Consider the following 24,488-nt stretch of genomic DNA (forward strand, 5'->3'; position numbering starts at 1 on the left):
TTGTTAGATCAAAATAACAAAGTCTTATTAAAGGATACCGATTTGCCTAAATTATTAACGTATTTGAGAACGTTTGATACAAAATAAAAAAGCACGATTTGCATCGTGCTTTTTCTTCTAATTATTTTTATATTAAAATCTTTCGAATTGAGAGAAGAAGAAGTTACCTTCGATTTCTGCATTTTCGTTAGAATCTGATCCGTGGATAGCGTTAGCATCAATAGATTTTGCGTATTTGTTACGGATAGTACCTTCAGCAGCATCAGCAGGATTAGTCGCACCGATCAATGTACGGAAGTCTTCAACAGCATTGTCTTTTTCTAAGATAGCAGCAACGATAGGACCTGAAGTCATAAAGCTTACTAATTCACCATAGAAAGGTCTTTCTTTGTGTACTGCGTAGAAGTTACCAGCAGTTTCAGTAGATAACTGAATATATTTCATTGCTACGATTTTGAAACCGCCTGCAATAATGTCGTTTAAAATAGCACCGATGTGACCATTAGCTACTGCATCTGGTTTGATCATCGTGAAAGTTCTGTTAGTTGCCATAACGTATTATCAATAAATTTTTTGCAAAGGTACAGAAAAAGGAAAAATTATAAAGAAATATTAAAATGAATCTTCCAAATGCGTTATTGTATATATTTTACCTACCAAATCTTATTACTAACTTTGTGATATGTCAAAAAATCTGCAAGTTACAATTGATAAGGATTCGGGCTTTTGTTTTGGAGTAGTCTATGCCATTGATATGGCTGAAGAAATTCTTGAGCAGGATGGTTATTTGTATTGCTTGGGTGATATTGTCCACAATGATGAAGAAGTTGCTCGTTTAAAGGCAAAAGGTTTGAGAATCATTAATCATGATGCTTTACCGTCATTACAGAATGAAAAAGTGCTTATCCGTGCTCACGGTGAAGCGCCAGAAACTTACAAAATCGCACTTGAAAATAACATCACGTTAATTGATGCTTCTTGTCCTGTAGTGCTGAAATTACAGAATAGGATAAAAACTTCGTATGATGAGGATGAAAAAATCCTGATTTTCGGAAAACATGGCCATGCAGAGGTTATCGGATTGCAGGGGCAAACTAATAATGAAGCTATTGTTTTTCAAGATATAGATGAATTAAATAAAATTGAACTCCCAAGTTCATTTACCTTATATAGTCAAACGACCAAAAGTGTTGATAAATTCTATGCTATAAAGGATGAATTGATAAAGCGTGGATATGATGTTAAGGCAAATGATACAATTTGTCGTCAAGTGTCTAATCGATATGAAGATTTGAATGATTTTGCTCGAGGTTATGACAAAATAGTTTTTGTGTCAGGTAAGAAATCCTCTAATGGTAAAGTGCTTTATGATGTATGTAAAGCTGCCAATCCAAATTCTTATTTTATCTCGGGATCAGACGAGTTAGATTCTTCCAATTTTAATGAAGGAGAGACTATAGGTATTTGCGGAGCTACGTCTACTCCTATGTGGTTGATGAAAGAAGTGAAGGAAGCACTTGAGCAATTCTAATACTAGTCATGTTTTTATCATTTTCGATAGCCTACGAAGGGCTGATATAAATTTTGTTTATTTTTGTGCCAATGAATAATCAAAGAAAAAAAGGTGTTTTATTGGTGCAATTAGGGACACCTGATGCCCCTTCTGCTCCAGAGGTTAGAAAGTATTTAACAGAGTTTTTGATGGATGGTCGTGTCATCGATATTCCTGTATTGGGAAGAAATCTGTTGGTAAAGGCTGTCATCGTGCCAAAGCGAGCTGCAAAATCTGCCGAAACTTATGCTACAATCTGGGATGAGGTAAACGGCTCCCCTTTGATGTATTATTCAAAACTCCAACAACAAATGCTTCAAGAGCAATTAGGAGAGGAATATCACGTGGAGCTAGCTATGCGTTACCAAAATCCTTCTATTTCATCCGTATTGAAAAAAATGGAAGGGATGTTTTTGGAAAGCATTAAAGTGATTCCATTATTCCCACAGTATGCCTCTGCTACATCGGGCTCGGTAATTGACAAAGTGATGGAGATTATGCGCACCTGGCAATATATTCCTAAAGTGTCTTTTGTAAGTAGTTTTTGTGAAGATGATTTAATGATCGAAACCTATGCTGAACATGGTATGCGACATGATGTGGATTCATTTGATCACATATTGTTTAGTTATCATGGACTTCCAGTTCGTCAGTTGGGAAAAGTTGATCCTACAGGAGGATTAAAATGTCCGGATACGGGTTGCGATGCCTGCAAAAAAGCCACAAATCCATTCTGTTATTTATCCCAATGTTATGCCACATCTAGAGCTATAGCAGCTAAAATTGGTATCTCAGAAGATAAATATACAGTTTGTTTTCAGTCTCGTTTGGGTAAAACTCCTTGGATTCAGCCCTACACATCTGATGCCTTGCATGATTTAGCAAACAAAGGCGTTAAGAAATTGTTAGTGTTTAGCCCTGCCTTTGTTTCGGATTGTATCGAGACGCTGGATGAAATACAGGTTGAATATGCCAATGAATTTAAAGAGTTAGGTGGAGAAAAAGTCGTGATGGTGGAAAGTTTAAATGATGATCCGAGATGGATCCAATCACTTAAGAGATTGGTTCTTTCTAATTAATATTCTGTGATGCTAATATTCAATGCTATTCTATTATTTATTTTAGATTTCTATATTTTTTTTGCTCTACGATCTACTAAAATTGATTTTGTAAAACAAAAATGGTTTGCTTATATATGGTGGGGGTATTCTATTGCGCTGTATATAGGCCTGTTTATTTCCTTTAAGTTCAGTATACCTTTAGCATATCGATCTATAATACTTGTAGCCTTCTTTATGACTGCTGTTAGTAAATTTATTTATGTAATTATATTATTATTAGATGATTTGCGTAGAGGTGGGGTATGGATTTCTAGATTAGTAAATATTAAGAAAGAGAAATCGGTTGAGGAGAATATTGAAGAATTAGAAAAGCCTTTACCTGAAAAAAACGAAGATGCTATATCGCGATCAGAATTTCTTCTTAAATCCGGAATAGTGATAGCTTCATTGCCTATATTTCCATTGGCTTGGGGTGTCTTGTCGTCGCCTTATGATTATCAAATTCGAAGACAAAAGTTAATCTTACCTAATTTGCCAAAAGCTTTTCATGGCCTTAAATTAGCACAGATATCAGATATTCACTCTGGATCTTTCTATAATAGAAAGGCAGTATTGGGAGGAGTTGAAATGTTGTTGGGTGAAAAACCTGATATGATATTCTTTACTGGAGATTTGGTAAATAATGTTGCAAGTGAAATGCGTGATTATCAAGATATTTTTTCCAAACTTCATGCCGACTTAGGAGTATTTTCAGTACTGGGTAACCACGATTATGGGGATTACTATTATGGTAAAGAGGATAGTCAAGCTAAGCGGAAAAATTTACAGGATGTCATAACTACACATAAGGTGATGGGGTATGATCTTTTAATGGATGAAAATAGAACTATAAAAGTAGGTAATGAAGAAATATCTATAGTTGGAGTGCAAAATTGGGGTACAGGCCGTTTTCCAAAGAAAGGTGATTTGAAAAAAGCATTGATAGGGACAGAAGATAAATCTGTTAAACTATTGCTCTCCCACGATCCCTCACATTGGAGAGCAGAAGTATTGAATACGGATGTGGATGCTATGTTTGCTGGTCATACGCACGGTATGCAATTCGGTGTTAGAGGTGAAAATTTTCAATGGAGTCCAGCTCAATATATTTATAAAGAATGGGCAGGATTATATACTGAAGGTCAAAAGCAATTGTACGTAAATGTTGGATATGGTTTCTTAGGTTATCCAGGAAGAGTTGGCATTCTACCCGAAATCACTATTTTTGAATTAATATCATCATAATCTATAGAATTAGTAATTATATACAAACAAAAATCCCTCTAAATTTTTTTAGAGGGATTTTTAAATTTATAAGGATAGTATTTCAACTATTCGTGTTAAGTTGGTGTTGACTTTATCAATATGTTTGATTGCTTTACTAAAAGGAGTGAAATTTACTTCTCCATGTATCAAACCAACCATTTCACCACGACGGCCTGCAATCAGTCCCTCTACAGCAGCAACGCCTAGACGACTTGCCAATACGCGATCCATACAAGAAGGTTTACCTCCGCGCTGAATATGTCCTAAGATGGATACACGAACATCATAGTGAGGGAAATTTTCTTTGATTTTATCTGCAACAACTAATCCGCCTTCATCATCTCCTTCGGCAACGATAATAATACGTGAGGATTTATTTTTACGTGTGCTATCCAAACGTTTCATGATAGCATTGTAATCCACTTCCAATTCAGGGATAAGCACAGCTTCAGCTCCCGTACTGATACCGGAACGTAAAGCAATAAGTCCTGAGTCGCGACCCATTACTTCAATTACAAACAGTCTATCATGAGATTCTGCCGTATCGCGAATTTTGTCGACAGCGTCAACTACAGTGTTGATTGCTGTATCATAGCCGATCGTAAAATCAGTCCCAGCTAAATCGTTGTCGATGGTACCAGGTAGACCTATGATTGGAATATCAAATTCTTCAATGAATTTAGATGCTCCTGTAAATGTACCATCACCACCAATCACTACTAATGCGTCAATGCCTAATTTTTTTATATTTTCGTAAGCTTTTTGACGGCCTTCGTATGTTCTGAATTCGTCACTACGTGCCGTTTTCAATATTGTACCACCTCGTTGGATAATATTTGCTACTGATTTAGCATCCATTGGAATGATGTCTCCATTTACAAGACCATCATATCCTCTTTTAACGCCAAACATGTTTAGACCATGATATATACCTGCACGAACTACGGCACGAATACCGGCATTCATTCCTGGGGAATCTCCACCAGATGTCAAAACTGCTATATTTTTAATTTCACCCATATATACAAATATATCAATATCGGCCTAAAATTTATTGTTTAAATATTTTTATTTGCTTGATTCTTTTACTTTAAATTGATCTAGTGCAGATTGTAGAAAAGCTTCATATTTGTTGATATCATATACAGCGCCACTTGTTGGAACTAATAATTCTCCTTGAGTATCTAGTAAAGCATACAACGGTTGTGAATTGCTCTCGAATCTGGTGATTTGCAAGTCTGCATTGCGTTTGCTGACTGTATTGACGTTCTTTCCTGTTTTTGGGGAAATATAATGTTCACTTTCTGGCAGCGTCAAGACTTTATCATCTACATACAATTCCACCAAAATAAACTCCGTATTGATTAAGTTTTTGATTTTAGGCGAGCTCCACACTTCAGCCTCCATCTTGCGGCAGTTTACGCAGTTCCAGCCTGTAAAATCGACCAAAAGAGGTTTGTTTTGTTCTTTAGCAGCGGCTAAAGCTTCTTCGTAATCGTAATAAGGATCCATGCCTTTTATCGTTGCTTTGCTATGGAAATAGGTGTAATGCTTGCGCAAAGAAGCATCAGCATGTGCTGTAGTGTTTGAGGATGTAATACCTGAAGTAAGATCAAAGTCCTGCGTTCCTACAGGAGGCAAGAAAGCTGAAATGGCTTTCAATGGTGCGCCCCACATTCCCGGAATCATATAGACCACAAATGTGAAGACCAAAATGGCGATAATCGTACGCGGCACAGACAAATAATCTAATGTACTGTCGTGTGAGAATTTAATTTTGCCGATTAAATATAATCCCAGCAACCCGAAAATCACAATCCATAAAGCTAAATACACTTCTCTATCCAAGAAATTCCAGTTGTAAGCCAAGTCTACATTCGACAAGAATTTCAAAGCTAAAGCCAGTTCTAAGAATCCTAAAACCACTTTTACGCTATTTAACCATCCGCCAGATTTAGGTAATGATTTCAACATGGATGGGAACATTGCAAAAAGCACAAAAGGAATAGCTAGTGCACTAGAGAAGCCGAGCATTCCGATAGCGGGTCCCAAACGTTCTCCACGCGTAGCCGCTTCCACCAACAAAGTTCCAATAATAGGACCAGTACAGGAGAAAGAAACTACAGCTAAGCTAGCCGACATAAAGAACAATCCAACTAGTCCTCCCTTGTCGGAATTGGCATCGATTTTATTGACAAAAGAACTTGGCAAAGTAATTTCAAAAGCTCCTAAGAACGAGGTCGCAAATACCACGAGCAATAAGAAGAAGAAGAAATTGAAAATACCATTAGTGGACAGTTCGTTTAAGGCTTCCGGACCAAAAGCAATGGTAATCAACATGCCCAGAGCCACATAAATCACAATAATAAACAAGCCGTACATAAAAGCCTGAGATATAGCTTTAGAGCGAGAACCTGCTTTTTTTGTAAAGAAACTTACTGTCAAAGGTACCATTGGGAAAATGCAAGGCATAAAGAATGCTGCAAAACCGCCCAATACACCAGTAATAAATATACTCCAAAGGGAAGAATCTTCAGTCTTGGCATCGTCCGATGCAGGAGAATTCGTCTGCACCGAATCTAATTGCGTGCTGACTTGCTCTGCGCTATCCACGGGCTCACCATCCGAGAAAACGATATCAGTTGTGTCGACTAACTCCGTATTACCATCTGTAAATTCCACATCATCAAAATTGATTAATGTGTCTTGCGCAATAGTTTTATTTGAGAAACTAAAAAGTACAATGAGGAAAAAAGAAAACAAGTAGGTTTTCATTATTATAAATAGACTTTGATAAGCGGTAAAAATAAAAAAAAGGCAGTTAAAAACTGCCTTTTAAATATGTTGGTATATAAATTTTACTTTATTGCTACAGTGAAATTATATTCATCTGGTGGCAAACATTGGTTTTTATCACAAGCCATATATTCTACAGTACCACTTACTGTTGCTTGTTTGCCATTTAGCTTAACTTTTTGTTGGAAAATAACCTCATTTGTGAAATAAGGAACATTCATTTTAAATACTTCCTCGTATTTTGTTTTTGCTTTTACGCTCTCAACTGGCTTTCCGTTTAATGCAAAATCTTTAGAATTTTTGAACGTAAAAGTTGTTGGTTGTGGACCTCCGTCTCCAAAATTCTGACCGTAGATGTGCCAGCCATTTTGGATAACTGCTTTGATCAATACAACCGCTTCTTTACTATTAATTTTTTTTGAAGCTACTTGCCATTTAACAGGAGACTGAATCTGTGCGAAAGCAGCAGACATTGTCATTACTACGGCTACTAATAATAAACCTAATTTTTTCATATTATAAAATGTTCAATTTTCAATTCTGCTTTTAAGACTATTCTACGGTCTAAAAGTTTAATGCGAATTTACACTTTAAAAAAAATAAATAACAAGTAAATTATTTGTTATAATATATAAGATATACCTTTTAAATCGACTTTGTGCAGGATATTGTCGATTTTAATCTGGAGTAAACCATCGCCTTCTACTTTGATTATTTTACCTTCCACAATATTTCCTTCAAAATCGTAGGAGTGCATCTCATTTTTTCTGAATAATTTATTGTTATACTCTTCTATTAATAAATGACTGTTTTCCGATGAAAGTAAGGTATAGTGCTTTATTTGCTGTTGAATTTTTTTTACTAAATCTATGATTTCGATATGTAGATTGTAACTTTCTAAAGCAAGAGAAGTTGTTTTGTGAGAGATTTCTTCCGCAAATTCTTGTTGGAGAACATTTATTCCTATTCCAACAATACTGTTTGTTATATATTTCCCAGAGATTTTGTTTTCGATTAATATGCCAGCCACCTTTTTATTCCCGATAAGAATATCGTTTGGCCACTTTATCGAGATGTTTGGAATCTCTAAGGTCTTTAAAGTGTCATAAACCGCTAAGCTTGCTATTGTAGTTAATAGAAATTGATTAGAAATTTCTAACTTTTCGGGGGAAATCAAAAAGCTCGCTGTCAAATTTTGGTTTGGTGCGCTTTTCCATTGGTTTCCTCTTTGCCCTTTTCCAGCTGTCTGATTTTTTGTCATTATGACAGTGTACGGTTGAAGTGGCTTGACTTTTGACAATAGTTCTTTGAGATAATCATTTGTAGAAGGCAATTCTTCAAAAACAATTATGTTAGTTGGGTTAGAATCTTCAAAAAATGTGTTATTTTGCAAAGGATAAAGATTAAAATTACGCAGTAAAACTATAATATTTCTTAATGAGTAAAAAGAAAAATTCAGAATTGTCTAACAAATTGGCAGATGTTGTGGTGTTCGGCATGCAGGAAAAAAAAGCTAGTGAAATAGTGAAGATGGATATGCGCGAGGTAAATTCAACCCTTTCTGATTATTTCGTGGTTTGTAACGCTGATAGCAATGTGCAAGTCAACGCTATTGCTAAAAGTGTAGAAGATGAAGTTTATAAAGCTTTTGGTCACGATGTGTGGCACAAAGAAGGTCAAGGAAATGGTGAGTGGATTTTGTTAGATTTTGTTGATGTGGTAGTTCATATTTTCAAAACCGAAGCACGTGACCGTTATCGCTTAGAAGACCTTTGGGGCGATGCCAAAGTTGAAAATTTTAAAAGTGCTTAGTATAATTCTTAGATTAGATACGTTAAATATATAATGAAAAAAATTCCGAGTAAAAAGGTAACTCCAACCCCGCCCAAATTCAATATGATTTGGATTTACATTGCTGTGATAGCGGGTTTCTTTGCATTAAACTTCTTATATAGTAGTAATGCAACAAAGGAAATTACCTATGAAAAATTTGAAAAAGAGATGTTGCTGACAGGCGATGTCGAAAAATTAGTTGTTTATAAAAAAGGTACGGGTGATTTCGTGGAGGCTGAGGTTTACATTAAGCCAGATAAGCTTAAAAATGATCCAAAATATAAGGATGTTGCTCCAACTGATAATAAAATTGGAATTGGTGTCTCTCAAGGACCACAATTTGTATTTTCTGAAGCTTCATCCTCAATTTTAACTCAAAAATTAAAGGATTCGCAAGAGAACCTACCAGAAGGAACACCTAAAATCTTTGCACAAGGTTTTGAAGAGCGTTCGAATCCATGGGGCAGCATAATTTCATTTATTCTTCCTTTAGTTATTATTATCGCTATTTGGATGTTCTTAATGCGAAGAATGGGTAGCGGTGGTGCTGGCGGTGGTCAAATCTTCAACATCGGTAAATCGAAAGCCCAATTATTTGATAAAGAATCGCAGATAAATATTACTTTCAACGATGTTGCTGGTCTTGAAGAAGCCAAAACTGAGGTGATGGAAATCGTGGATTTCCTGAAAAATCCAAAAAAATATACTGATTTAGGGGGTAAGATTCCGAAAGGAGCATTACTTGTAGGTCCTCCGGGAACAGGTAAAACATTGTTAGCTAAAGCCGTGGCAGGGGAAGCGCAAGTTCCTTTCTTTTCGTTGTCAGGTTCTGATTTCGTAGAAATGTTTGTTGGGGTAGGAGCTTCACGTGTTCGTGACTTATTCAAGCAAGCAAAAGAAAAGGCGCCGTGTATTATCTTTATTGATGAGATTGATGCTATTGGTCGTGCTCGTGGTAAAAACTCCATTATGGGTGGAAATGACGAGCGTGAAAATACATTAAACCAATTATTGGTAGAAATGGATGGCTTCGGAACGAACTTAGGAGTTATCATTCTTGCTGCTACAAACCGTTTGGATGTTTTGGATCAAGCATTACTACGTCCCGGACGTTTTGATAGACAAATTTCGATTGATAAGCCAGATTTAATTGGGCGAGAGCATATCTTCAATGTGCACTTAAAACCTATTAAGTTAGCCGAAGAAGTAGATGCTAAAAAATTGTCCGCTCAAACTCCAGGTTTTGCGGGAGCGGAAATTGCCAATGTTTGTAATGAGGCCGCTTTGATTGCAGCACGTAAAGGGAAACCTTCTGTGGATATGCAGGATTTCCAAGATGCGATTGACCGCGTTATTGGTGGACTTGAGAAGAAAAATAAAATCATTTCTCCAGAGGAGAAAAAAATTGTGGCTTACCATGAGGCTGGTCACGCTATTGCGGGATGGTTTTTAGAGCATGCAGATCCATTGGTAAAGGTTTCTATCGTTCCACGTGGCGTTGCTGCGTTGGGATATGCTCAATATCTTCCAAAAGAACAATTTTTATACACTACTGAGCAGTTAATAGACAGTATGTGTATGACAATGGGAGGTCGTGTCGCTGAAGATATTACGTTTGGTCGAATCAGTACAGGTGCACAAAATGACTTGGAACGCATCACTAAATTGGCTTATGCCATGACTGCCGTATATGGTATGAACGATAAGGTCGGTAACGTTTCATTCAACGATAGTTCGGGTGAATCACAATTCCAAAAACCTTATTCTGATCAGACAGCACAGCTGATTGATGAAGAAGTTAGGAATTTGATATCAGCGGTATATGATCGTACAAAAGAATTGTTGTTAGAAAAACAAGATGGATTGATTAAGATTGCGGAGAAATTGTTGGAAAAAGAAATTTTATTCCAAACTGATTTAGAAGAAATCTTAGGTAAGCGTCCATTTACAAATAGAACAACTTACGATGAATTCGTGAATGGTGGTGCAGATGGTGGAGGTGTTCCACAAACCGAATTACCATTACCTCCTTTGCCTGAGCAAACTACTCAGCCAGAGGTGAGTTCATCACAAGTGAATGAAGAAAAAAAGTAAGCAATAAGGTGTGCCGCCAGGTACACCTATTTTATTTTTGAAATGAATATCCGTAATACTACAGCTAAAGAGAAGATGCTTAAAAGCATTAGACAGGCTTTACTTCAAAAGCGTGATAATCCGCATCCGGATTTTGAAGATTCTCCATTGTATAAAGATGAGGAAGATGGTTTGGATGTAACGTTTGCAAGAGAATTTACAAATGTATCCGGAAAATTTATCTATTGTGATGGAGAAATAGCTGTGATAGAGAATCTAATCGCATTAGTGGAAGAATTAGGCGTGAGTAAAATATTTGCGTGGGAACCCGAAGTACAAGAGCTGTTAAAAACGTACGGATTCCCTTTTCTGCGTACGGATAATGATTTCGACAAGGCTGAAGTAGGTATAACCACCTGTGAATCGCTAATTGCACGCAATGGCAGTATTATGATTTCGAACGCGAACGCAGGCGGTCGTCGATTAAGCATTTATCCACCTGTACATATTGTTTTTGCTAAAGCCTCACAATTAGTAATGGATATTCGTCATGCGATGAAGGCAATTAAGGAAAAATATGGTAATGATTTACCTTCTATGATCACCACAATTACTGGACCTAGTCGCACTGCTGACATTGAAAAAATGTTAGTATTAGGTGCTCATGGTCCTAAAGACCTCTATGTATTTCTGATTGAAGACCGATTTTAATTTTTATGATTCAAGACTATATACTACACACTCCAGTTGCGAGTTTTATATTTGCCATTACTGTAGCTTCTAGCATTTATGCCTTTTCCAATCCTGAAATTTTAGGAAGAATGATGCTCCATCCATATAGCATTCAACGTGATAAGAGTAGAGCTTATACAATATTCTCAAGCGGTCTCGTTCATGCTGATTGGGGACATTTATTGTTCAATATGATTACTTTCTATTTCTTCGGTTTTGCATTAGAAAGTTATTTTGTTGCCGCAAATGGAAGCGTAGGACATTTTTATTTTGCTATTCTTTATATTGTTAGCCTAGTTTTGAGTGATATTCCTACGATTATACAACAAAAAAATAATCCAAGTTATTTCAGTTTAGGAGCATCTGGGGCAATATCTGCAGTTTTGTTTGGTTTTATTTTGTTCGAGCCTAAAGCTATGCTGGGCATATTTATGATTATACCTATGCCTGCTTATCTTTTTGCAGTCTTGTATATTGGTTATTGTATTTGGGCTTCCAAAAATTCGAATGATCGTATTAATCACGATGCCCATTTATTTGGCGCATTAGCTGGTTTATTAATTACTATACTGATTCATCCGTGGATTATTAGACATTTTATAGATCAGTTCTAATATTTTTATCCTGCCCAACTTTCGCGGTCTAGACTTCTGAATTGGATAGCTTCTGCGAGATGTTGATTTTCTATTACTTCAGAGCTTTCCATATAGGCTATGGTACGTGCTACTTTAAGGATGCGGTCATAAGCTCTCGCAGAAAGATTTAATCTTTCCATAGCAGTTTTAAGTAGTTGTTTTCCTGTATCCGAAATCTCACAAATATCTCGAACTGCTTTCGAACTCATTTGCGCATTACAATGTAAATGTGGGTTGTTTTGAAAGCGCTGTGCTTGCATTAATCGAGCCTGTATTACGCGCTCTCGAATATGTTTACTGCTTTCACTCTTTCTGGTTGAGGCAAGTTCATTAAATTCTAAAAGAGTCACTTCTACATGCAGATCAATTCTATTTAATAAGGACCTGAAATCTTGCTAAGATAGCGTTGGACTAACGCTGTTCCGCATATACATTCCTTCTCGGGGTGGTTGTAATATCCGCATGGACATTCCTGTGTTGCCTTGTTTGCGTCAAGAACGGCAATTTAGCAAGCCTACTGCGGTTTTCATTCCTGAAACACCATCCTTTTTAGGGGAGCATATAAGGAAGAAAAGGATAGAGAAAGGATTGTTCCAGACTGATCTAGCGAGGCTATTTAACGTCACTCATGATTGTATCACTTATTGGGAAAATAATAGGAGTAAGCCTCAAGTTCAACATTACCCCGATATAATAGAATTTTTAGGGTACTTCCCATTTGAACTTGATATATCAACGTTTGAAGGTAAGATTAAAGCATATAGATATATAAATGGACTAAGCCAGAAAAATTTTGCAAAGAACATGGGTATAGATCCCGCTACCGTTACCCGGTGGGAAGAAGGAAAAGGCCGTGGACCAAAAAGGAAGGAAATCGAAGCTTTTTTATCGGATAATTTAGAAAATAAATCTAAATTATCCGATTGATTAGATAAGAGTGTTTTAAGTGTCTGAAAAACAAGTGACTTTTAAGAATATTCAATCACCGAAAGGATGATATCGATATTTTTTGAATATGTAATCTTCTTATCAATAAATTATTAAAACATCATATGTAGACAAGGCAACATTTATCAGATCGGTCGATCAACTTTGGTGGATCATAAATTAGTATAAAGACTACCCCAAGCTTCATACTATTGGATCAAAAGACTTTTTGCTTGTTCGGGGTGTATTTTTTTAGAATGTATTATGAGCCTTATCTCCGGTTTTCTGAATTTTGATTTACGCCTCTGTTATTAACAAGTCTAGTAATCCCACAAGAGTCTTTAGATCAGTTAATCTTGGACTTATTAATTTTCTTGCGATAATTATGTCTTCAGTATCCTCATTCAGCATATACCCAGTTTTGGATACCTTGATGAAAACTATAGCTTGATCTAATAATAGTGTCAGAAATTTAAACTATCCTCTGAGAATATTTAAAACTTAATTTTCAATGCAGAGGAAAGCAAAGCTCAATCTAACTTTTTCGTGCTTATTTATAGATTTAATCACCTTATTGTTCTTCTTACTGAGGATACAAGGTAAGCTCATTTTTTCCTTTTTTTCTAAAACTTTCTTCGTTCCTTAAGAAATGGTTTTTACTTACCTTAATGAGTCGTTCTTCAATGCTTTCTAGGTCGATCGAACTTCTTCTCTTATTAATGTTAACGAAATCATCTACATCTTGGACAAATGCTTGACAGGAATCTGTTCGATACGAGACTTGGATACTGTAAAGTTGCTTCTTATTCCATTTTTTTAGAACTTATTTTTGAAAACCTAGCCATTTATCACAATGCTGTACTATAAGCCAAAAACTATTACTCCCTGTCTCACCTAGCAAATCCCGAGAATCCGTATTTTTCAAAAATTCATTTAGCTTCCTTATAATTTACTGTTGCTATACTATCAATTAGTGTCGTATGCTGTTCACTACCTTAAAAAATTGTGACCATTTAAAAGCGTTAAAATACTAATCTGGTCAGTCCTCTCTTTTCATCTTCCGAAGGTCATATACTGTATGTCCTTAGTCAAATCAGTTCATTGGTCAAGCCAATGAACTATGTTGAGCAAAAATTGGGCATTCTGTGTTGCGGCCGGATGGTTCATTCCTCTTTTTTCACTTTTGATGCCATGGAGTTGTGCAGTAAAGGGAGCGCCATCTCCGAATATCACAATTCTCCCTTTCCCAAACCTGAGGTAAGCACCGTTTGAAAACCCTTTGCCCGACAATCGTGGAATATTGTCGGGGATAGGCCGTTTTATCTGATTCGCATCACTAGGTAGATAAATTTCATATTCTTCGTTCAACAGAGAAATAATATGCGCCGTCGTTGGTACGATAAACCCAGTTCCACCCCAGCACATGATACTGTCTATTTCTTTACCTGATCCAGTGGTTATTTCATTTGATAACAGTGTTTCTCTATCCTTTGAGAAGATCTCGGGGCGTGCATTCTTAGGTAAGGCAAAACCGTTCACGACATGAATGCCAAATGCCGCACCAAGCGTTTGTACGGACCCTCCACAAGGCATGTGGTCGGTGACCAGAAATAGGCTTCCACCATCAAATACCCATTGACGGAGAGTTTCGATCTCCTGATCGGTAAAGGCTGAATAGGTTGGTAGTTTCCAGTTTTCCGGATTAGATAAGGCATTTATACTGATATAGATTTTTACTTCCTTTAATTGATCGTAAGAGATTTTTTCCTTAACACTTCGGAGGCGATATCCATCAGCTTGAAGGAGATCTGAAAAAGGAACATATGCTCCTCTCAAGGTAACTGGATTGTTGTGTGCCTCGTCAAATAGGAGTAGGGGTCCATTACCGATCCGGTGGTGCGGATCGGTAATGGGATAATGAAACTGTTCGTCTGCTACCTGTTGGGCGCTAAGCTGAGCTATACCCAGCAGCAGCAGGAATAAGCTGGCAATAAATCTGTTCATATTATTTTTCTTGAATAGGATTATTGGTATGTCTTTATCCAAACATCATTTTCGAAACACTGCATTTGCTGCACCTTTCCATTGGCAACAGAAAATGTCAATGGGAAGGTACCATCATCATTGAGGAAGAAAAATTCCGAACGAGGGGTAAATGAAATTGTTTTGTTATCCCACAATTGTGTAAGCGTTAGGCCTGTTGAGGAGGGGTCAATTTGAATCTTAAAGTTGTTGTCATTTACCTTTAGGTAAGTTCCGGCAAGTTGTTTTAATTGAGAAGCGGTTAGACTCGCAATTTTATTTGGGTCAAATGGCACGCGCTCACATAAAATTCTACCCAATATCTTGGTTTGGCTAAAATCGCCGGAACCATTCTTTAAGAACTCTATGGCATAGCCTTCATTTTTGGATTCAAAATGTGTATCATCTTTACGGACCAGCTGATATCTTTTTTTCTGATCCCACAGCTGTGTGGCATACAGGTTATTATCTTGCTCCTCGAAAGTAATGAAAGCTACTTTATTGGGTAGCTGGTAGTAGCCTTGAAATGATTTTAGCGGAACCAACTGTTGTTGCTGGGGACTATCTTTAGGGGCTGACTGTGCAAATGTATCAATCGAAGCAAAAAGACAACATGCTCCCACCAGAAGACCATATTTTGCTTTGGAAAATTGGCGGATCGCTCTCGAGTACCCGCTTGGTTTGTTGTATTGTATCATAATTTTTTTTGTTGATATGATACAATAGTAGGTCTTTTTGATAGGCCAACCGTTCGAATGGATACAATCGAACAAACTTCATTGTGTCTGGTTAGTCTGATTGTTAACTATGGACTTTCATATATTCTGTCGGCGTAATGCCTGTAGCTTTTTTGAAGCTGGCATAAAACGTTGTTCTTGAATTGAAGCCCGCCCTTATAGCGATTCCAAACATATCAAGTTGCTTGGCTTCTCCCGATAATAAAAGTTTTTTTGCTTCCTCCGTTCGAAGCTCATTAATAAACTGGTAAAAATTTTTTTCCAACCCATTGTTTATGATATAGGAAAGATCATGCGGGTTGATTCCGATATGCTCAGCGAGAGATGATAGCGTTAAACCCGGGTCGAGATATAGCTTTTCAGTACTTGTTTTCTGTAATAATTTTTCTTTTAATGTGTCTACCTGTTGTGCAGTCAGCCGTCCTTCGACCTTAACCTTTTTATGCTCCGCGTCGTTGATGAGGTTTTCTGTAGACTCAATTGTGTAAATTGATCGTTGTGTTAGCGTGGCGTAGCCAAGTGCCACTGTGCCCATAAAATATAAAATTGGGGCGACAGCACTAAAAACTAGATGAACCATAGCGAGCAGACGGACAACAATCATCAATAATAGCGCAATCAATAGATACTTTAACCAGGCCATGTTTATCTTTTCCATATAGGAAGATAGCTGGCGAATGTTTTTCTGGTGTATTTTGAAGAGGTTATAACAGGCAATCCAATAAAAGATACATTGTGCAAAAAAGAAATATTTAATGGCAAAGATAATCCATTGCGGTAACTGCGGCGGATGGATATGTTTATTAAAAAGTCCTGGTATTAAATAGATGATGGAGAAGAAAACGAAAGCGAGGAATGGAACAAAATGTAGTCCCCAATACTGAATTTTTGCTGTTGGTTTGACCATGTAGTGAACGGCCAGGTAGAAGCAGGGGAGTGTAGCCCATCTCGGGAGTTCCAGCGTATGTATCAATCCATTGCTCTCGATATGAAAACCTTCAAGAAAAAGCTGGGTAAATAAGCATGCCATCAAATAATACCATGTTCCAAGCCACCGGTCTGTATGGGAAGAACTGTAGTTGACCCCCAAAAAGATTAAGCTGCCGAGCAGCAGAAATGCACCAGCTGAAAAAGCATGAAAGGTATACAGTATATTGATCATGGGCCGTAATAAGTTATCATCATAACGTGAATTTAAACATAATTGATCAAATGGTGCTACATCATCCATATGGGTACTCCGATCCAACCATTGATTGACAGAAGAGCTACAAGATAGCATAAAAAGAAGTTATTGAAGACTAAGAACAGACGAAGCCATAATGGGTTCAGTCGAGACCAACGGCTATAAAGCAACAAGCTGCTTACGACAATCAAAATAGCAAATAGGAGCATACCCAGAAAAATGGAAAAACTTGTTTCATTAAAAGAGACAAATAGCTCTTTATGGCTGGCGTCTGTTTGTCCCATGAGACGATAAGCAGCGAGAAAACAGTATGTTCCTACTATTGGCAATAAAGGAATGGCTAGGTCTATCAGTTTCATTTTTCGAAAGAGCGTAAGAAATATGCCTATAAGGCTATAGATGAGATAAATCAAAATGGCCATAAATCCAAGATAGATAGGTATCTGTTGGATCAAAACCGAAGCCCGAGGTACTTTGCGATAGAAACTATTGCCATAACCTTGAAAGAAGGGCTGCCCATCAGGATCTCTGGCTAATATAAAAGCGGGAAGAATGTCATCTTTTAGTCGGAAGATACCATTGCCAACATGGACAAGGGAATCGAGCTGTCCGTTTTCTTTTTTGACGACCAGCCTATCCTTACTGACCGCCGTTAATTCAATGCCGCCAAAGATACGTCTGTAAAATTCCCAGCGTTCATTTTTGGGATTCATAAATTGATAGTATCCGAGTAGCGGTTTAATTTTCTGTTCATTTATTGGTAGACTGACAGGTTTTGGAGCAGAAATGTTCTTCGTTAAAAATTCTTCAATAACCTGTGAGATTGGCCAAAGATTGACAACACTATTGGCTGCTATTGCGTAAGCTATACCGGCTTCACGGTTAAAGAATAGCCAGGATACAAAGCCTTCCCCTTTACCGTTGTGGCCCCTTAAACTGACCTTTTTATTATTCGGGAATAGATCATTGCCAAGGGCATATCCTGTCTGTAATCCAGCGCGGCTCGCTAAGGTACTGTGAATGGTCTCCATTTCCTTCAGGCCGGCATTGTCCAGTAGGCTGCTATCGGTACGATCATTGAGCAGATATAACATGAATTTTGCCATGTCTTCAGCAGTGGATACCAAAGCACTTCCGGCCCCATTTCCGATAGGGCGATAGAATGGCATTGCTCTGTATTCCCCATTTTGAAAGTCATAACCTGTGGCAAAGCTGGGTCTTTGCGTACCATCAAGGTCAAATAGGCTATTGTGCATGTTTAATGGTGAAAAAATCTGCTCTTCTAAATATCTATTCCAAGGCATGCCTGAAACTTTTTCAATAATATAGCCCAGTACGTTATAACCTGGGTTGGAATAGGACATCATGGTACCCGGTCGCCAGCGGACCGTTAGCGAATTGCTAACCGCCTTGATGACGTCGATACCGGCAAGTGGCTTTTTTTTGCTTAAATCTACCATGCTATTGAGTTGAACATCTTCAAAGCCGGCGGTATGTTCGAGCAAGTGAACCACCCGTACAGGATCTGTATCTTCCCAATGATTGTCAAAGGGTATTTCGGGCACGATATCACGAATACGGTCATTGAGTTTTAGCTTTCCTTTAGTCACTAATTGTTGTATACCCATTGCCACGAAAAATTTAGTGACAGAGGCGAAGTGAAATTGCGTTTGATGTTCTACTTGAAGACGTTGTTTAAGATCAGCATAGCCCAATCCACCCGAGTAAAGTATACTGTCTTTTTTTACAATAGCAACCAGTAGACCGGGTATATGTTCATTCTGAATCACAGTATCTAAACGTCTATACAATTGGCTAATATTGCTGTCAGATTTTGTAGCAGTGCTTACCTGTGCTGATGCAGTAAAATAAATTGCTACAATGAACATTGCGAGATAGAATGTTTTTAAGTTGATCATAAGCTTTTTCTTTTTTACAAATTAGCAATGATCTTTACTGAGCTTGTCCGTGTCCATCCAACCGGATAAATCTTATTGTTTTCATTAATGGTTTTCTGTGGGAATTCAGATTAACAAGTCTACGAATCCTATTTCTCACTTAATCTAAAATTGCTCTATAAAATTAAGTCTTTCCTGCTGTAGAGACAATCAAAGGTAATGAGCTATTTGATTCATTGACAGAACTGGTTTACCTAGCAAAAGTGAAAAAAGGAAAACTGACTGCTCAGCAGGCTAAACAGCAGCAGGCTAAATGGAAACAAACTTTAAAGACAAATACTGCTCTGGCCTATTATAATTATTATAAAAATGAGCCTGATAATATTTTTGATAGAATGGCGTACTACAAACTGTGTCAAATGGATCGGAGCATTGAACTTGAAAATCTGAAGACCGGTAATTTCTATTTAGGAATGAGTGTCACGGATTTCAATAGAACTATCAAAAATAAAATGTACAGTTATTCGGCTGAAAATTCGGTTATGGAAAAGTATAAAAATAATAGGATTTCTTTTACCGCGTATGATAAGTTTAGCTTTAACCCTATTACAAGTTCCGATTACAACTTCATTATAGGTGATATATCAAATAAGAAAAAAGAAAAATACGCTGATGAAATCATTCGATTCAATGAATTTGCGACTGAATCCACAAACAATGAACTTGCAAAGGTTATTGGAGGGAATTACAGGATATCCATTCCATATGCGTTTTGGAATAACAAGGAGCGAAAAGTGGATTTTATTCAATTTAATTTTGCATCTACCGATGGAAATGAAATCGATTTTTTGAGAATCGCCAAAAGGCTCCACGAAAAATATGGTGTAGGTGAGTTTACTACAAAATCCGATGCTGAGAAGTCGATCTATTCAATAAAAGGTATAAGCAAAATAGCTTTGATATTCAGGTATTACAAAGCAAAAAAACACTTTGATATTTCTCTGGACACTAGAGAGTCCAAATAATTATTAAGAATCTGACACAATTTATAAGAAGCTTACCAATAAATAAATTATTAACTAAAATATTGCTCTCTTATCCATCTAATATGAATAATTCGGTGGCACAGTTTGAATTAATTATCAAAAGGGCTGACGCATTACTTCCAATACTGTTCTTTTGAATTCGGACAATTCATCCAAAAATAAAACTCCATTATGTGCTAAGGATATTTCTCCAGGTTGCGGATGAGTTCCTCCGCCAACCAAAGCAACGGCAGAAATGGTATGATGAGGAGCCCTAAAAGGTCTAGTGGTCATGAGGGATTCTGCTGTGGGCAATGTTCCGGCAACAGAATGAATCTTTGTTGTTTCTAATGATTCATCAACTGTAAGAGGTGGTAAAATAGTGGGTAGCCTTTTAACAAGCATGGTTTTTCCTGCTCCTGGAGGGCCTATCAAAATGACATTATGTCCCCCAGCTGCTGCTATTTCTAAAGCTCTTTTTATATTTTCTTGTCCTTTTACATCGGAAAAATCTACTTCATAACTGTTGATATTTTTTTCAAATTCCTCATTGATATTGACGTAAGTCGGAGCTATCGTTATTTTTCTTTCAAAAAAGTCAACGACATCATTCAAGTTATCGATTCCATAGATCTCCATGTCTGCAACGATAGCTGCTTCTTTCGCATTTACAGAAGTAAGAATAATTCCCTTAAAGCCATCTTTTTTGGCTTGAACTGCTATTGGTAAAGCCCTTTTATAGGCTGCACTGCACCGTCCAAAGACAATTCTCCTAAGATTATAAATTTATCTAATTCTTCTGTGGTGAGCTGATTTGATGAGGCTAGAATTCCAATTGCTATAGAAAGATCATACGATGATCCTTCCTTACGAATATCAGCGGGTACAAGATTGACTACTATCTTTTGTCTTGGCATACGATAGCCTATGAATATTATTGCACTTTCTATACGCTGTAGACTTTCTTTAACGGCGTTGTCTGGTAAACCTACTATATAATATTTAGTTCATGTAGACACGTTTACTTCTACCGTAATTGTAGTCGCCTCGATACCGTAAACGACACTTCCGAAAGTCTTTACTAGCATAGTGTGAAAAATTGGTTAATTAAATTTAAAGAAAATTTTTTGCATAAAAATTCTTTTTATAGGTTCGTTTGGTCTTGTTTTTGATGAATTGTAATAAATACCTTATTTTGACGTAGCCCACAAAAAATATTTTTATTTTTAAACGTTTTGGCACTTTTAGTGTTTATATAGTAAGTGATTTATTAAAATTTAATACAACGGAATAATGAAAGACAGCGGAAAAGTAGTTACAGCATTATTAGCTGGTTTAGCAGCAGGTGCAGTTTTAGGTTTATTGTTTGCACCAGAAAAAGGATCAGAGACTCGTGATAAAATCAATGATTCGTTATCAGATTTGGCTGATGCAATTAAAGAGCGTGCGGAGCAACAAATTGATCAATTAAATGAATTGAAAGAGAAAGTATTAGCTTCGGTAAAATCAAAAGCTGATCAAGTAGAATCGATTATCGATGATGAAATCGAAGAACACGCATAAGTAAGATAAAGATATTTAATAATCGTACTGGCGAGGTAATCTATTCTCGCCAATAAATAAATAATGGATGGAAGAACAAAAATTTTCCTTTTCAGGTAGTTTTCAGAAGACCAAAGAATACCTTGATACGCAACTGGAAATATTAAAGCTTAAAGCTATTTCCAAGTCTTCTCGTATTATGGGAGCTATCATATTGGATGTTTCCAAATTGGGTTTGATTCTTATTGTTATTTTCTTTTGGTCATTAGCTTTAGGATTTTGGTTAGGTGAATTATTAGAAAGCAATTCTTTAGGATTTTTGGCTACAGGAGGGATATTTTTGATTATTCTATTAATTGTTAAGCTTTTAGAGCCTAAATTGGAAGCTAAATTCATGGACATTACCATTAAAAAGTTCTTAGGTAAATGGAATGAGGAAGAAGATTTTATTGCCGAAATGGAACGCGAAGAATCTCAGCAAAAGGAAACATATGAATCTCCTAAGGGTACAGCTACGGTAAAAGATATTTTTGAAAAGGAAGTTTGATCATGAGAGTAAATATTAATAATTCTGAAGAGCTTAAAAATGAGCTTTTGCGTCTTAATCGCTTGAGAAAGGAGCAGGAAGTTTACATAGGAGATCAATACCGACTTCTAAAAAATAAAGTACAGACTCCAGCTCGTGTTTTAGGTGCTGTTACTTCATCTGTACCAGGCGTAAGTTTGGTAAAGAGTTTATTTTCATCTTTTAGCAAATCTAAAACTTCGGAAGAGGTATTAGGGAATAAGTCCGATTGGCTTACAAAAGCTACGCAATTAGCGCTTCCTTTTTTGCTTAACAAAACATTACTCAAGAATAGTGGTTGGCTAAAAAAATCACTTGTGCTGCTAGCTTCAGAAGGTGCTGCTGGTCAGATTAATAAAGATAAGGTGAATAATTTTGTAGGCAGGATTGCAGATTACATTCGTCCTAAAAAATCTAAAAAGAAGCATAAAAATATACGAGGAATTGATGAACAGGATACTGCTAATTTTGGTATACCACCAGACAGCGAAACTTACTAATCTTTTATGTTAAAATATATAATCCCTTCGACTGAAGGGATTTTTTTATAATTAGAGATTGTTATTTCATTAGACTCCAGAAAATTTAAGCCCTAAATAGTTGAATAACTGAGAACATAAGGTTATTTTTGCGGCTTAATTCATGTTATGGGTAAGGATAAATTAAGAAAATTTGCGGAAGTGGCTACGTTTGAAAATGTAGTACAACTGGATGCAGGATTTGAATATAAGGGTCAATGGGCTTCAAAATTCTTTGGTAACGATAAACCAATTATTTTGGAGTTAGCCTGTGGAAAAGGCGAGTATACGGTTAATCTTGCGAAAATGTTCCCAGAACATAATTTCATCGGTATTGATTACAAAGGAAATCGTATTTGGCGCGGAGCGAAAACGGCCTTGGAAGAAGGAATCAAAAATGTTGGTTTTCTGCGTATTCAAATCGAAACAATATTAGAACATTTTGCAGAAAATGAAGTTTCTGAGATTTGGATTACTTTCCCAGATCCTCAACCTCAGGATAGTCGTGAGAAAAAACGTTTGACAAATCCTAAATTTTTGGAGCGTTATAAATTTATCCTGAAAGAAGATGGTATAATGCATTTGAAAACAGACAACGACGGCTTCTATGCGTATACATTGGAACAAATAGAGGCTTTAGGTTTGACTAAATTCAAAGAAACTACAGATTTGTACAAATCAAATTTAGTGGATGAAGTGCTTTCAATTAAAACCTATTACGAGCGCAAATATTTGGCGGTGGACAAGAATATCAATTATGTTCAATGGACATTCAAGAAATAAATGTAAAGAGCCTCGATAGACTCTTTACATTTTATAATATTCTACAGAATGAGCGGTCAGGGCATTGTGCAATTCTAAATTATCATCGTCACTAGAAAATAATTTGTTCCGCCAAAAACGCTTTGGTGATTTCTTTTTAAAATGAATTACATAAAGATTTCCGCCTGAGCGTGTAAGACTTTGAATGTTGTCAATGTCTTCTATTTCATAAGTTTCGATTTTATTTTCGAATTGAATCGTCAGCACTTTATCTGATAAAGTCCAAATGGATTTATTCTTACTCCATTTCACCGATAAATAAAGTATAAGAGGAATAGTAAATAGAATCGAAATCACCTTTACAAGTTCGGATGCGGGAATTTGAGAAGATAAAATACTCCCTAGAATCAATAATGAAAAGAAACTAAGCATATATTTTCCCCGATGTAAGGTGTTGATTTCAAATGATTGCTTTATCATGGTGCAAAAGTAAAAATCAATTACACTCTAAATAGCGTAATGTTGGAGAATATTTCCATAATTAATTAAGAGCTTTTATTTCGCTAAAATCGCTTGGGAGTTTGAATAAATTCACATCTCCATCAGGTTTTATCTGATAGGCTTGAATGCCTATTCCTGATGTAGAAATTTCTAGCGCCGCTCCAGGAATATTTTTTAGGTAGGCATATTCGCCCCAATAAACTTGAGGGAGATCTTCGGTATACCATATATAAATAGTCGCAGTGTGATCTTCATTAACTATAATCTTTGCTAATTTGCACGTGTAACCTGCTATTTTCTTTTCTTGTCCATCAACAAATTTTATTGGCAATTCTGAAGCTAATTTTATTGAATCACCCAAATCCAAAAGCTTATCATTGAGACCATCTGTTTTGTAATATTCTTTGGTTTCGGGATATACAATGAAAGTTAATTGGTCAATCTTGTTATTGAGTTCATAAGGATTGCTGAAAAGACTAGTCTCTGCTCGTACAAAATGTTTATTTACCCAAACTTGCAAAATAGGTTTTCCTTCTTCTTGAAAGGCTAAGGATTGAATTATCGCGGTGATAAATGACAATTGCGACTCATCAACTTGCTTGTTGTTCTGCTGCAAAATAGCTTCATCCACTAGGTATTTATAATCGATCTTGAACGTAGGATTTTGTGAAAAGCTCGGAAGCGAGAATAAGAATAATAGTACGAGTGAGAAGATTCGCTCCATAAGAATATATTTGTTATCACAAATATGCATAAAATACTTTTACACAATCCTATAAATCGTATATGCATAAAAGGTCTGAAATAATTCAGACCTT

At 36.5% G+C, this 24,488-nt stretch carries 24 protein-coding genes and 2 pseudogenes; 13 read left to right on the plus strand and 13 right to left on the minus strand.

Translation table 11 applies throughout. The features are described 5' to 3' along the window. Nucleotides 1–132 precede the first annotated feature (132 nt). Nucleotides 133–552, minus strand: coding sequence for a nucleoside-diphosphate kinase (locus G5B32_RS11700; RefSeq protein WP_165291715.1), 420 nt, complete (start codon nt 550–552; stop codon nt 133–135). Between the two features lie 130 nt (nt 553–682). Here G5B32_RS11700 and G5B32_RS11705 point away from each other — a divergent pair, with 130 nt between their 5' ends. The 3 genes from G5B32_RS11705 to G5B32_RS11715 all read left to right on the plus strand — a co-directional run bounded on the left by G5B32_RS11705 (nt 683) and on the right by G5B32_RS11715 (nt 3,897). After that, nucleotides 683–1,531 (plus strand): 4-hydroxy-3-methylbut-2-enyl diphosphate reductase, encoded by an 849-nt coding sequence (locus tag G5B32_RS11705; RefSeq protein ID WP_165291716.1) that lies wholly within the window; start codon nt 683–685, stop codon nt 1,529–1,531. Between the two features lie 71 nt (nt 1,532–1,602). Next, nucleotides 1,603–2,631: a ferrochelatase gene (gene hemH / locus G5B32_RS11710; protein WP_165291717.1), complete on the plus strand. Its 1,029-nt coding sequence runs from the start codon at nt 1,603–1,605 to the stop codon at nt 2,629–2,631. 9 nt (nt 2,632–2,640) lie between these two features. Continuing rightward, on the plus strand, nt 2,641–3,897 hold the full coding sequence (locus G5B32_RS11715; protein ID WP_165291718.1) for a metallophosphoesterase: 1,257 nt from the start codon (nt 2,641–2,643) through the stop codon (nt 3,895–3,897). 66 nt (nt 3,898–3,963) lie between these two features. On the opposite strand, the gene pfkA is transcribed toward G5B32_RS11715, so the two are convergent. From pfkA to G5B32_RS11735, 4 genes are all read right to left on the minus strand, one after another. Further along, the gene (pfkA, locus tag G5B32_RS11720; RefSeq protein WP_165291719.1) at nt 3,964–4,938 is read right to left on the minus strand and encodes a 6-phosphofructokinase; all 975 of its coding nucleotides are present in this window, start codon (nt 4,936–4,938) and stop codon (nt 3,964–3,966) included. A gap of 48 nt (nt 4,939–4,986) precedes the next feature. Next, nucleotides 4,987–6,693 carry a protein-disulfide reductase DsbD family protein gene (locus G5B32_RS11725; RefSeq protein ID WP_165291720.1) on the minus strand — a complete coding sequence of 569 codons (1,707 nt, stop codon included), beginning with the start codon at nt 6,691–6,693 and terminating at the stop codon, nt 4,987–4,989. Nucleotides 6,694–6,776: 83 nt separating this feature from the next. Next, complete coding sequence (locus tag G5B32_RS11730; protein WP_165291721.1) at nt 6,777–7,229, minus strand: protein-disulfide reductase DsbD domain-containing protein; 453 nt, start codon at nt 7,227–7,229, stop codon at nt 6,777–6,779. A gap of 107 nt (nt 7,230–7,336) precedes the next feature. After that, complete coding sequence (locus G5B32_RS11735; RefSeq protein ID WP_165291722.1) at nt 7,337–8,107, minus strand: biotin--[acetyl-CoA-carboxylase] ligase; 771 nt, start codon at nt 8,105–8,107, stop codon at nt 7,337–7,339. A gap of 44 nt (nt 8,108–8,151) precedes the next feature. Between G5B32_RS11735 and rsfS the strand changes: the two genes are divergently transcribed. Genes rsfS through G5B32_RS11755 form a run of 4 tightly spaced genes read left to right on the plus strand, consistent with a single transcriptional unit; the run spans nt 8,152 to nt 11,966 of the window. Continuing rightward, entirely contained in the window at nt 8,152–8,526 is a 375-nt protein-coding gene (gene rsfS, locus G5B32_RS11740) for a ribosome silencing factor (protein ID WP_165291723.1), read from the plus strand. Nucleotides 8,527–8,559: 33 nt separating this feature from the next. After that, nucleotides 8,560–10,641: an ATP-dependent zinc metalloprotease FtsH gene (gene ftsH / locus G5B32_RS11745; protein ID WP_165291724.1), complete on the plus strand. Its 2,082-nt coding sequence runs from the start codon at nt 8,560–8,562 to the stop codon at nt 10,639–10,641. A gap of 42 nt (nt 10,642–10,683) precedes the next feature. After that, on the plus strand, nt 10,684–11,331 hold the full coding sequence (locus G5B32_RS11750) for a lactate utilization protein C (protein ID WP_165291725.1): 648 nt from the start codon (nt 10,684–10,686) through the stop codon (nt 11,329–11,331). 5 nt (nt 11,332–11,336) lie between these two features. Next, entirely contained in the window at nt 11,337–11,966 is a 630-nt protein-coding gene (locus G5B32_RS11755) for a rhomboid family intramembrane serine protease (RefSeq protein WP_165291726.1), read from the plus strand. A gap of 5 nt (nt 11,967–11,971) precedes the next feature. On the opposite strand, the pseudogene G5B32_RS11760 reads toward G5B32_RS11755, so the two are convergent. Further along, a pseudogene (locus G5B32_RS11760) lies at nt 11,972–12,456 on the minus strand (ATP-binding protein); the annotation flags it as partial. Here G5B32_RS11760 and G5B32_RS11765 point away from each other — a divergent pair. Then, nucleotides 12,450–12,914, plus strand: coding sequence for a helix-turn-helix domain-containing protein (locus tag G5B32_RS11765; RefSeq protein WP_206366884.1), 465 nt, complete (start codon nt 12,450–12,452; stop codon nt 12,912–12,914). The pseudogene G5B32_RS11760 and the gene G5B32_RS11765 overlap by 7 nt on opposite strands. A gap of 1,098 nt (nt 12,915–14,012) precedes the next feature. Here G5B32_RS11765 and G5B32_RS11770 read toward each other — a convergent pair. The 4 genes from G5B32_RS11770 to G5B32_RS11785 form a co-directional block, all read right to left on the minus strand. After that, nucleotides 14,013–14,918 (minus strand): hypothetical protein, encoded by a 906-nt coding sequence (locus G5B32_RS11770; RefSeq protein WP_165291727.1) that lies wholly within the window; start codon nt 14,916–14,918, stop codon nt 14,013–14,015. A gap of 20 nt (nt 14,919–14,938) precedes the next feature. Continuing rightward, entirely contained in the window at nt 14,939–15,634 is a 696-nt protein-coding gene (locus G5B32_RS11775) for a hypothetical protein (RefSeq protein ID WP_165291728.1), read from the minus strand. 103 nt (nt 15,635–15,737) lie between these two features. Then, nucleotides 15,738–16,904, minus strand: coding sequence for a helix-turn-helix domain-containing protein (locus G5B32_RS11780; RefSeq protein WP_206366885.1), 1,167 nt, complete (start codon nt 16,902–16,904; stop codon nt 15,738–15,740). Then, complete coding sequence (locus tag G5B32_RS11785) at nt 16,892–18,778, minus strand: serine hydrolase domain-containing protein (RefSeq protein WP_165291730.1); 1,887 nt, start codon at nt 18,776–18,778, stop codon at nt 16,892–16,894. The genes G5B32_RS11780 and G5B32_RS11785 overlap by 13 nt, the downstream gene beginning before the upstream one ends. Nucleotides 18,779–19,020: 242 nt before the next feature. On the opposite strand from G5B32_RS11785, the gene G5B32_RS11790 reads away from it, so the two are divergent. Then, nucleotides 19,021–19,782 (plus strand): hypothetical protein, encoded by a 762-nt coding sequence (locus tag G5B32_RS11790; protein WP_165291731.1) that lies wholly within the window; start codon nt 19,021–19,023, stop codon nt 19,780–19,782. A gap of 123 nt (nt 19,783–19,905) precedes the next feature. Here G5B32_RS11790 and G5B32_RS11795 read toward each other — a convergent pair. Next, nucleotides 19,906–20,870, minus strand: a pseudogene (locus G5B32_RS11795) (YifB family Mg chelatase-like AAA ATPase); the annotation flags it as partial. Nucleotides 20,871–21,075: 205 nt separating this feature from the next. Between G5B32_RS11795 and G5B32_RS11800 the strand changes: the two are divergent. The 4 genes from G5B32_RS11800 (at nt 21,076) to trmB (ending at nt 23,190) form a co-directional block, all read left to right on the plus strand. Then, on the plus strand, nt 21,076–21,345 hold the full coding sequence (locus G5B32_RS11800) for a YtxH domain-containing protein (RefSeq protein ID WP_165291732.1): 270 nt from the start codon (nt 21,076–21,078) through the stop codon (nt 21,343–21,345). A gap of 67 nt (nt 21,346–21,412) precedes the next feature. Beyond that, nucleotides 21,413–21,871 carry a hypothetical protein gene (locus G5B32_RS11805; RefSeq protein WP_165291733.1) on the plus strand — a complete coding sequence of 153 codons (459 nt, stop codon included), beginning with the start codon at nt 21,413–21,415 and terminating at the stop codon, nt 21,869–21,871. A 2-nt stretch (nt 21,872–21,873) separates the two neighbouring features. Beyond that, nucleotides 21,874–22,389: a hypothetical protein gene (locus G5B32_RS11810; protein ID WP_165291734.1), complete on the plus strand. Its 516-nt coding sequence runs from the start codon at nt 21,874–21,876 to the stop codon at nt 22,387–22,389. Between the two features lie 147 nt (nt 22,390–22,536). After that, nucleotides 22,537–23,190 carry a tRNA (guanosine(46)-N7)-methyltransferase TrmB gene (gene trmB, locus G5B32_RS11815; protein ID WP_165291735.1) on the plus strand — a complete coding sequence of 218 codons (654 nt, stop codon included), beginning with the start codon at nt 22,537–22,539 and terminating at the stop codon, nt 23,188–23,190. Nucleotides 23,191–23,214: 24 nt separating this feature from the next. Here trmB and G5B32_RS11820 read toward each other — a convergent pair whose 3' ends face one another. Both G5B32_RS11820 and G5B32_RS11825 read right to left on the minus strand, forming a co-directional pair. Next, the gene (locus tag G5B32_RS11820) at nt 23,215–23,649 is read right to left on the minus strand and encodes a hypothetical protein (protein ID WP_165291736.1); all 435 of its coding nucleotides are present in this window, start codon (nt 23,647–23,649) and stop codon (nt 23,215–23,217) included. 61 nt (nt 23,650–23,710) lie between these two features. Continuing rightward, entirely contained in the window at nt 23,711–24,394 is a 684-nt protein-coding gene (locus tag G5B32_RS11825; RefSeq protein ID WP_165291737.1) for a hypothetical protein, read from the minus strand. Nucleotides 24,395–24,488 lie beyond the last annotated feature (94 nt).

Origin of the sequence: Sphingobacterium sp. SGL-16 (assembly GCF_011043515.1) — a bacterium.
Lineage (GTDB): Bacteria > Bacteroidota > Bacteroidia > Sphingobacteriales > Sphingobacteriaceae > Sphingobacterium > Sphingobacterium litopenaei.

Bases quoted from the DNA above. Each gene is read 5' to 3' on its own strand.
- G5B32_RS11700 (WP_165291715.1), bottom strand. From the start codon at position 552: ATGGCAACTAACAGAACTTTCACGATGATCAAACCAGATGCAGTAGCT.
- G5B32_RS11705 (WP_165291716.1), top strand. From the start codon at position 683: ATGTCAAAAAATCTGCAAGTTACAATTGATAAGGATTCGGGCTTTTGT.
- hemH (WP_165291717.1), top strand. From the start codon at position 1,603: ATGAATAATCAAAGAAAAAAAGGTGTTTTATTGGTGCAATTAGGGACA.
- G5B32_RS11715 (WP_165291718.1), top strand. From the start codon at position 2,641: ATGCTAATATTCAATGCTATTCTATTATTTATTTTAGATTTCTATATT.
- pfkA (WP_165291719.1), bottom strand. From the start codon at position 4,938: ATGGGTGAAATTAAAAATATAGCAGTTTTGACATCTGGTGGAGATTCC.
- G5B32_RS11725 (WP_165291720.1), bottom strand. From the start codon at position 6,693: ATGAAAACCTACTTGTTTTCTTTTTTCCTCATTGTACTTTTTAGTTTC.
- G5B32_RS11730 (WP_165291721.1), bottom strand. From the start codon at position 7,229: ATGAAAAAATTAGGTTTATTATTAGTAGCCGTAGTAATGACAATGTCT.
- rsfS (WP_165291723.1), top strand. From the start codon at position 8,152: ATGAGTAAAAAGAAAAATTCAGAATTGTCTAACAAATTGGCAGATGTT.
- ftsH (WP_165291724.1), top strand. From the start codon at position 8,560: ATGAAAAAAATTCCGAGTAAAAAGGTAACTCCAACCCCGCCCAAATTC.
- G5B32_RS11750 (WP_165291725.1), top strand. From the start codon at position 10,684: ATGAATATCCGTAATACTACAGCTAAAGAGAAGATGCTTAAAAGCATT.
- G5B32_RS11755 (WP_165291726.1), top strand. From the start codon at position 11,337: ATGATTCAAGACTATATACTACACACTCCAGTTGCGAGTTTTATATTT.
- G5B32_RS11765 (WP_206366884.1), top strand. From the start codon at position 12,450: ATGGACATTCCTGTGTTGCCTTGTTTGCGTCAAGAACGGCAATTTAGC.
- G5B32_RS11770 (WP_165291727.1), bottom strand. From the start codon at position 14,918: ATGAACAGATTTATTGCCAGCTTATTCCTGCTGCTGCTGGGTATAGCT.
- G5B32_RS11775 (WP_165291728.1), bottom strand. From the start codon at position 15,634: ATGATACAATACAACAAACCAAGCGGGTACTCGAGAGCGATCCGCCAA.
- G5B32_RS11780 (WP_206366885.1), bottom strand. From the start codon at position 16,904: ATGGATGATGTAGCACCATTTGATCAATTATGTTTAAATTCACGTTAT.
- G5B32_RS11785 (WP_165291730.1), bottom strand. From the start codon at position 18,778: ATGATCAACTTAAAAACATTCTATCTCGCAATGTTCATTGTAGCAATT.
- G5B32_RS11800 (WP_165291732.1), top strand. From the start codon at position 21,076: ATGAAAGACAGCGGAAAAGTAGTTACAGCATTATTAGCTGGTTTAGCA.
- G5B32_RS11805 (WP_165291733.1), top strand. From the start codon at position 21,413: ATGGAAGAACAAAAATTTTCCTTTTCAGGTAGTTTTCAGAAGACCAAA.
- G5B32_RS11810 (WP_165291734.1), top strand. From the start codon at position 21,874: ATGAGAGTAAATATTAATAATTCTGAAGAGCTTAAAAATGAGCTTTTG.
- trmB (WP_165291735.1), top strand. From the start codon at position 22,537: ATGGGTAAGGATAAATTAAGAAAATTTGCGGAAGTGGCTACGTTTGAA.
- G5B32_RS11820 (WP_165291736.1), bottom strand. From the start codon at position 23,649: ATGATAAAGCAATCATTTGAAATCAACACCTTACATCGGGGAAAATAT.
- G5B32_RS11825 (WP_165291737.1), bottom strand. From the start codon at position 24,394: ATGGAGCGAATCTTCTCACTCGTACTATTATTCTTATTCTCGCTTCCG.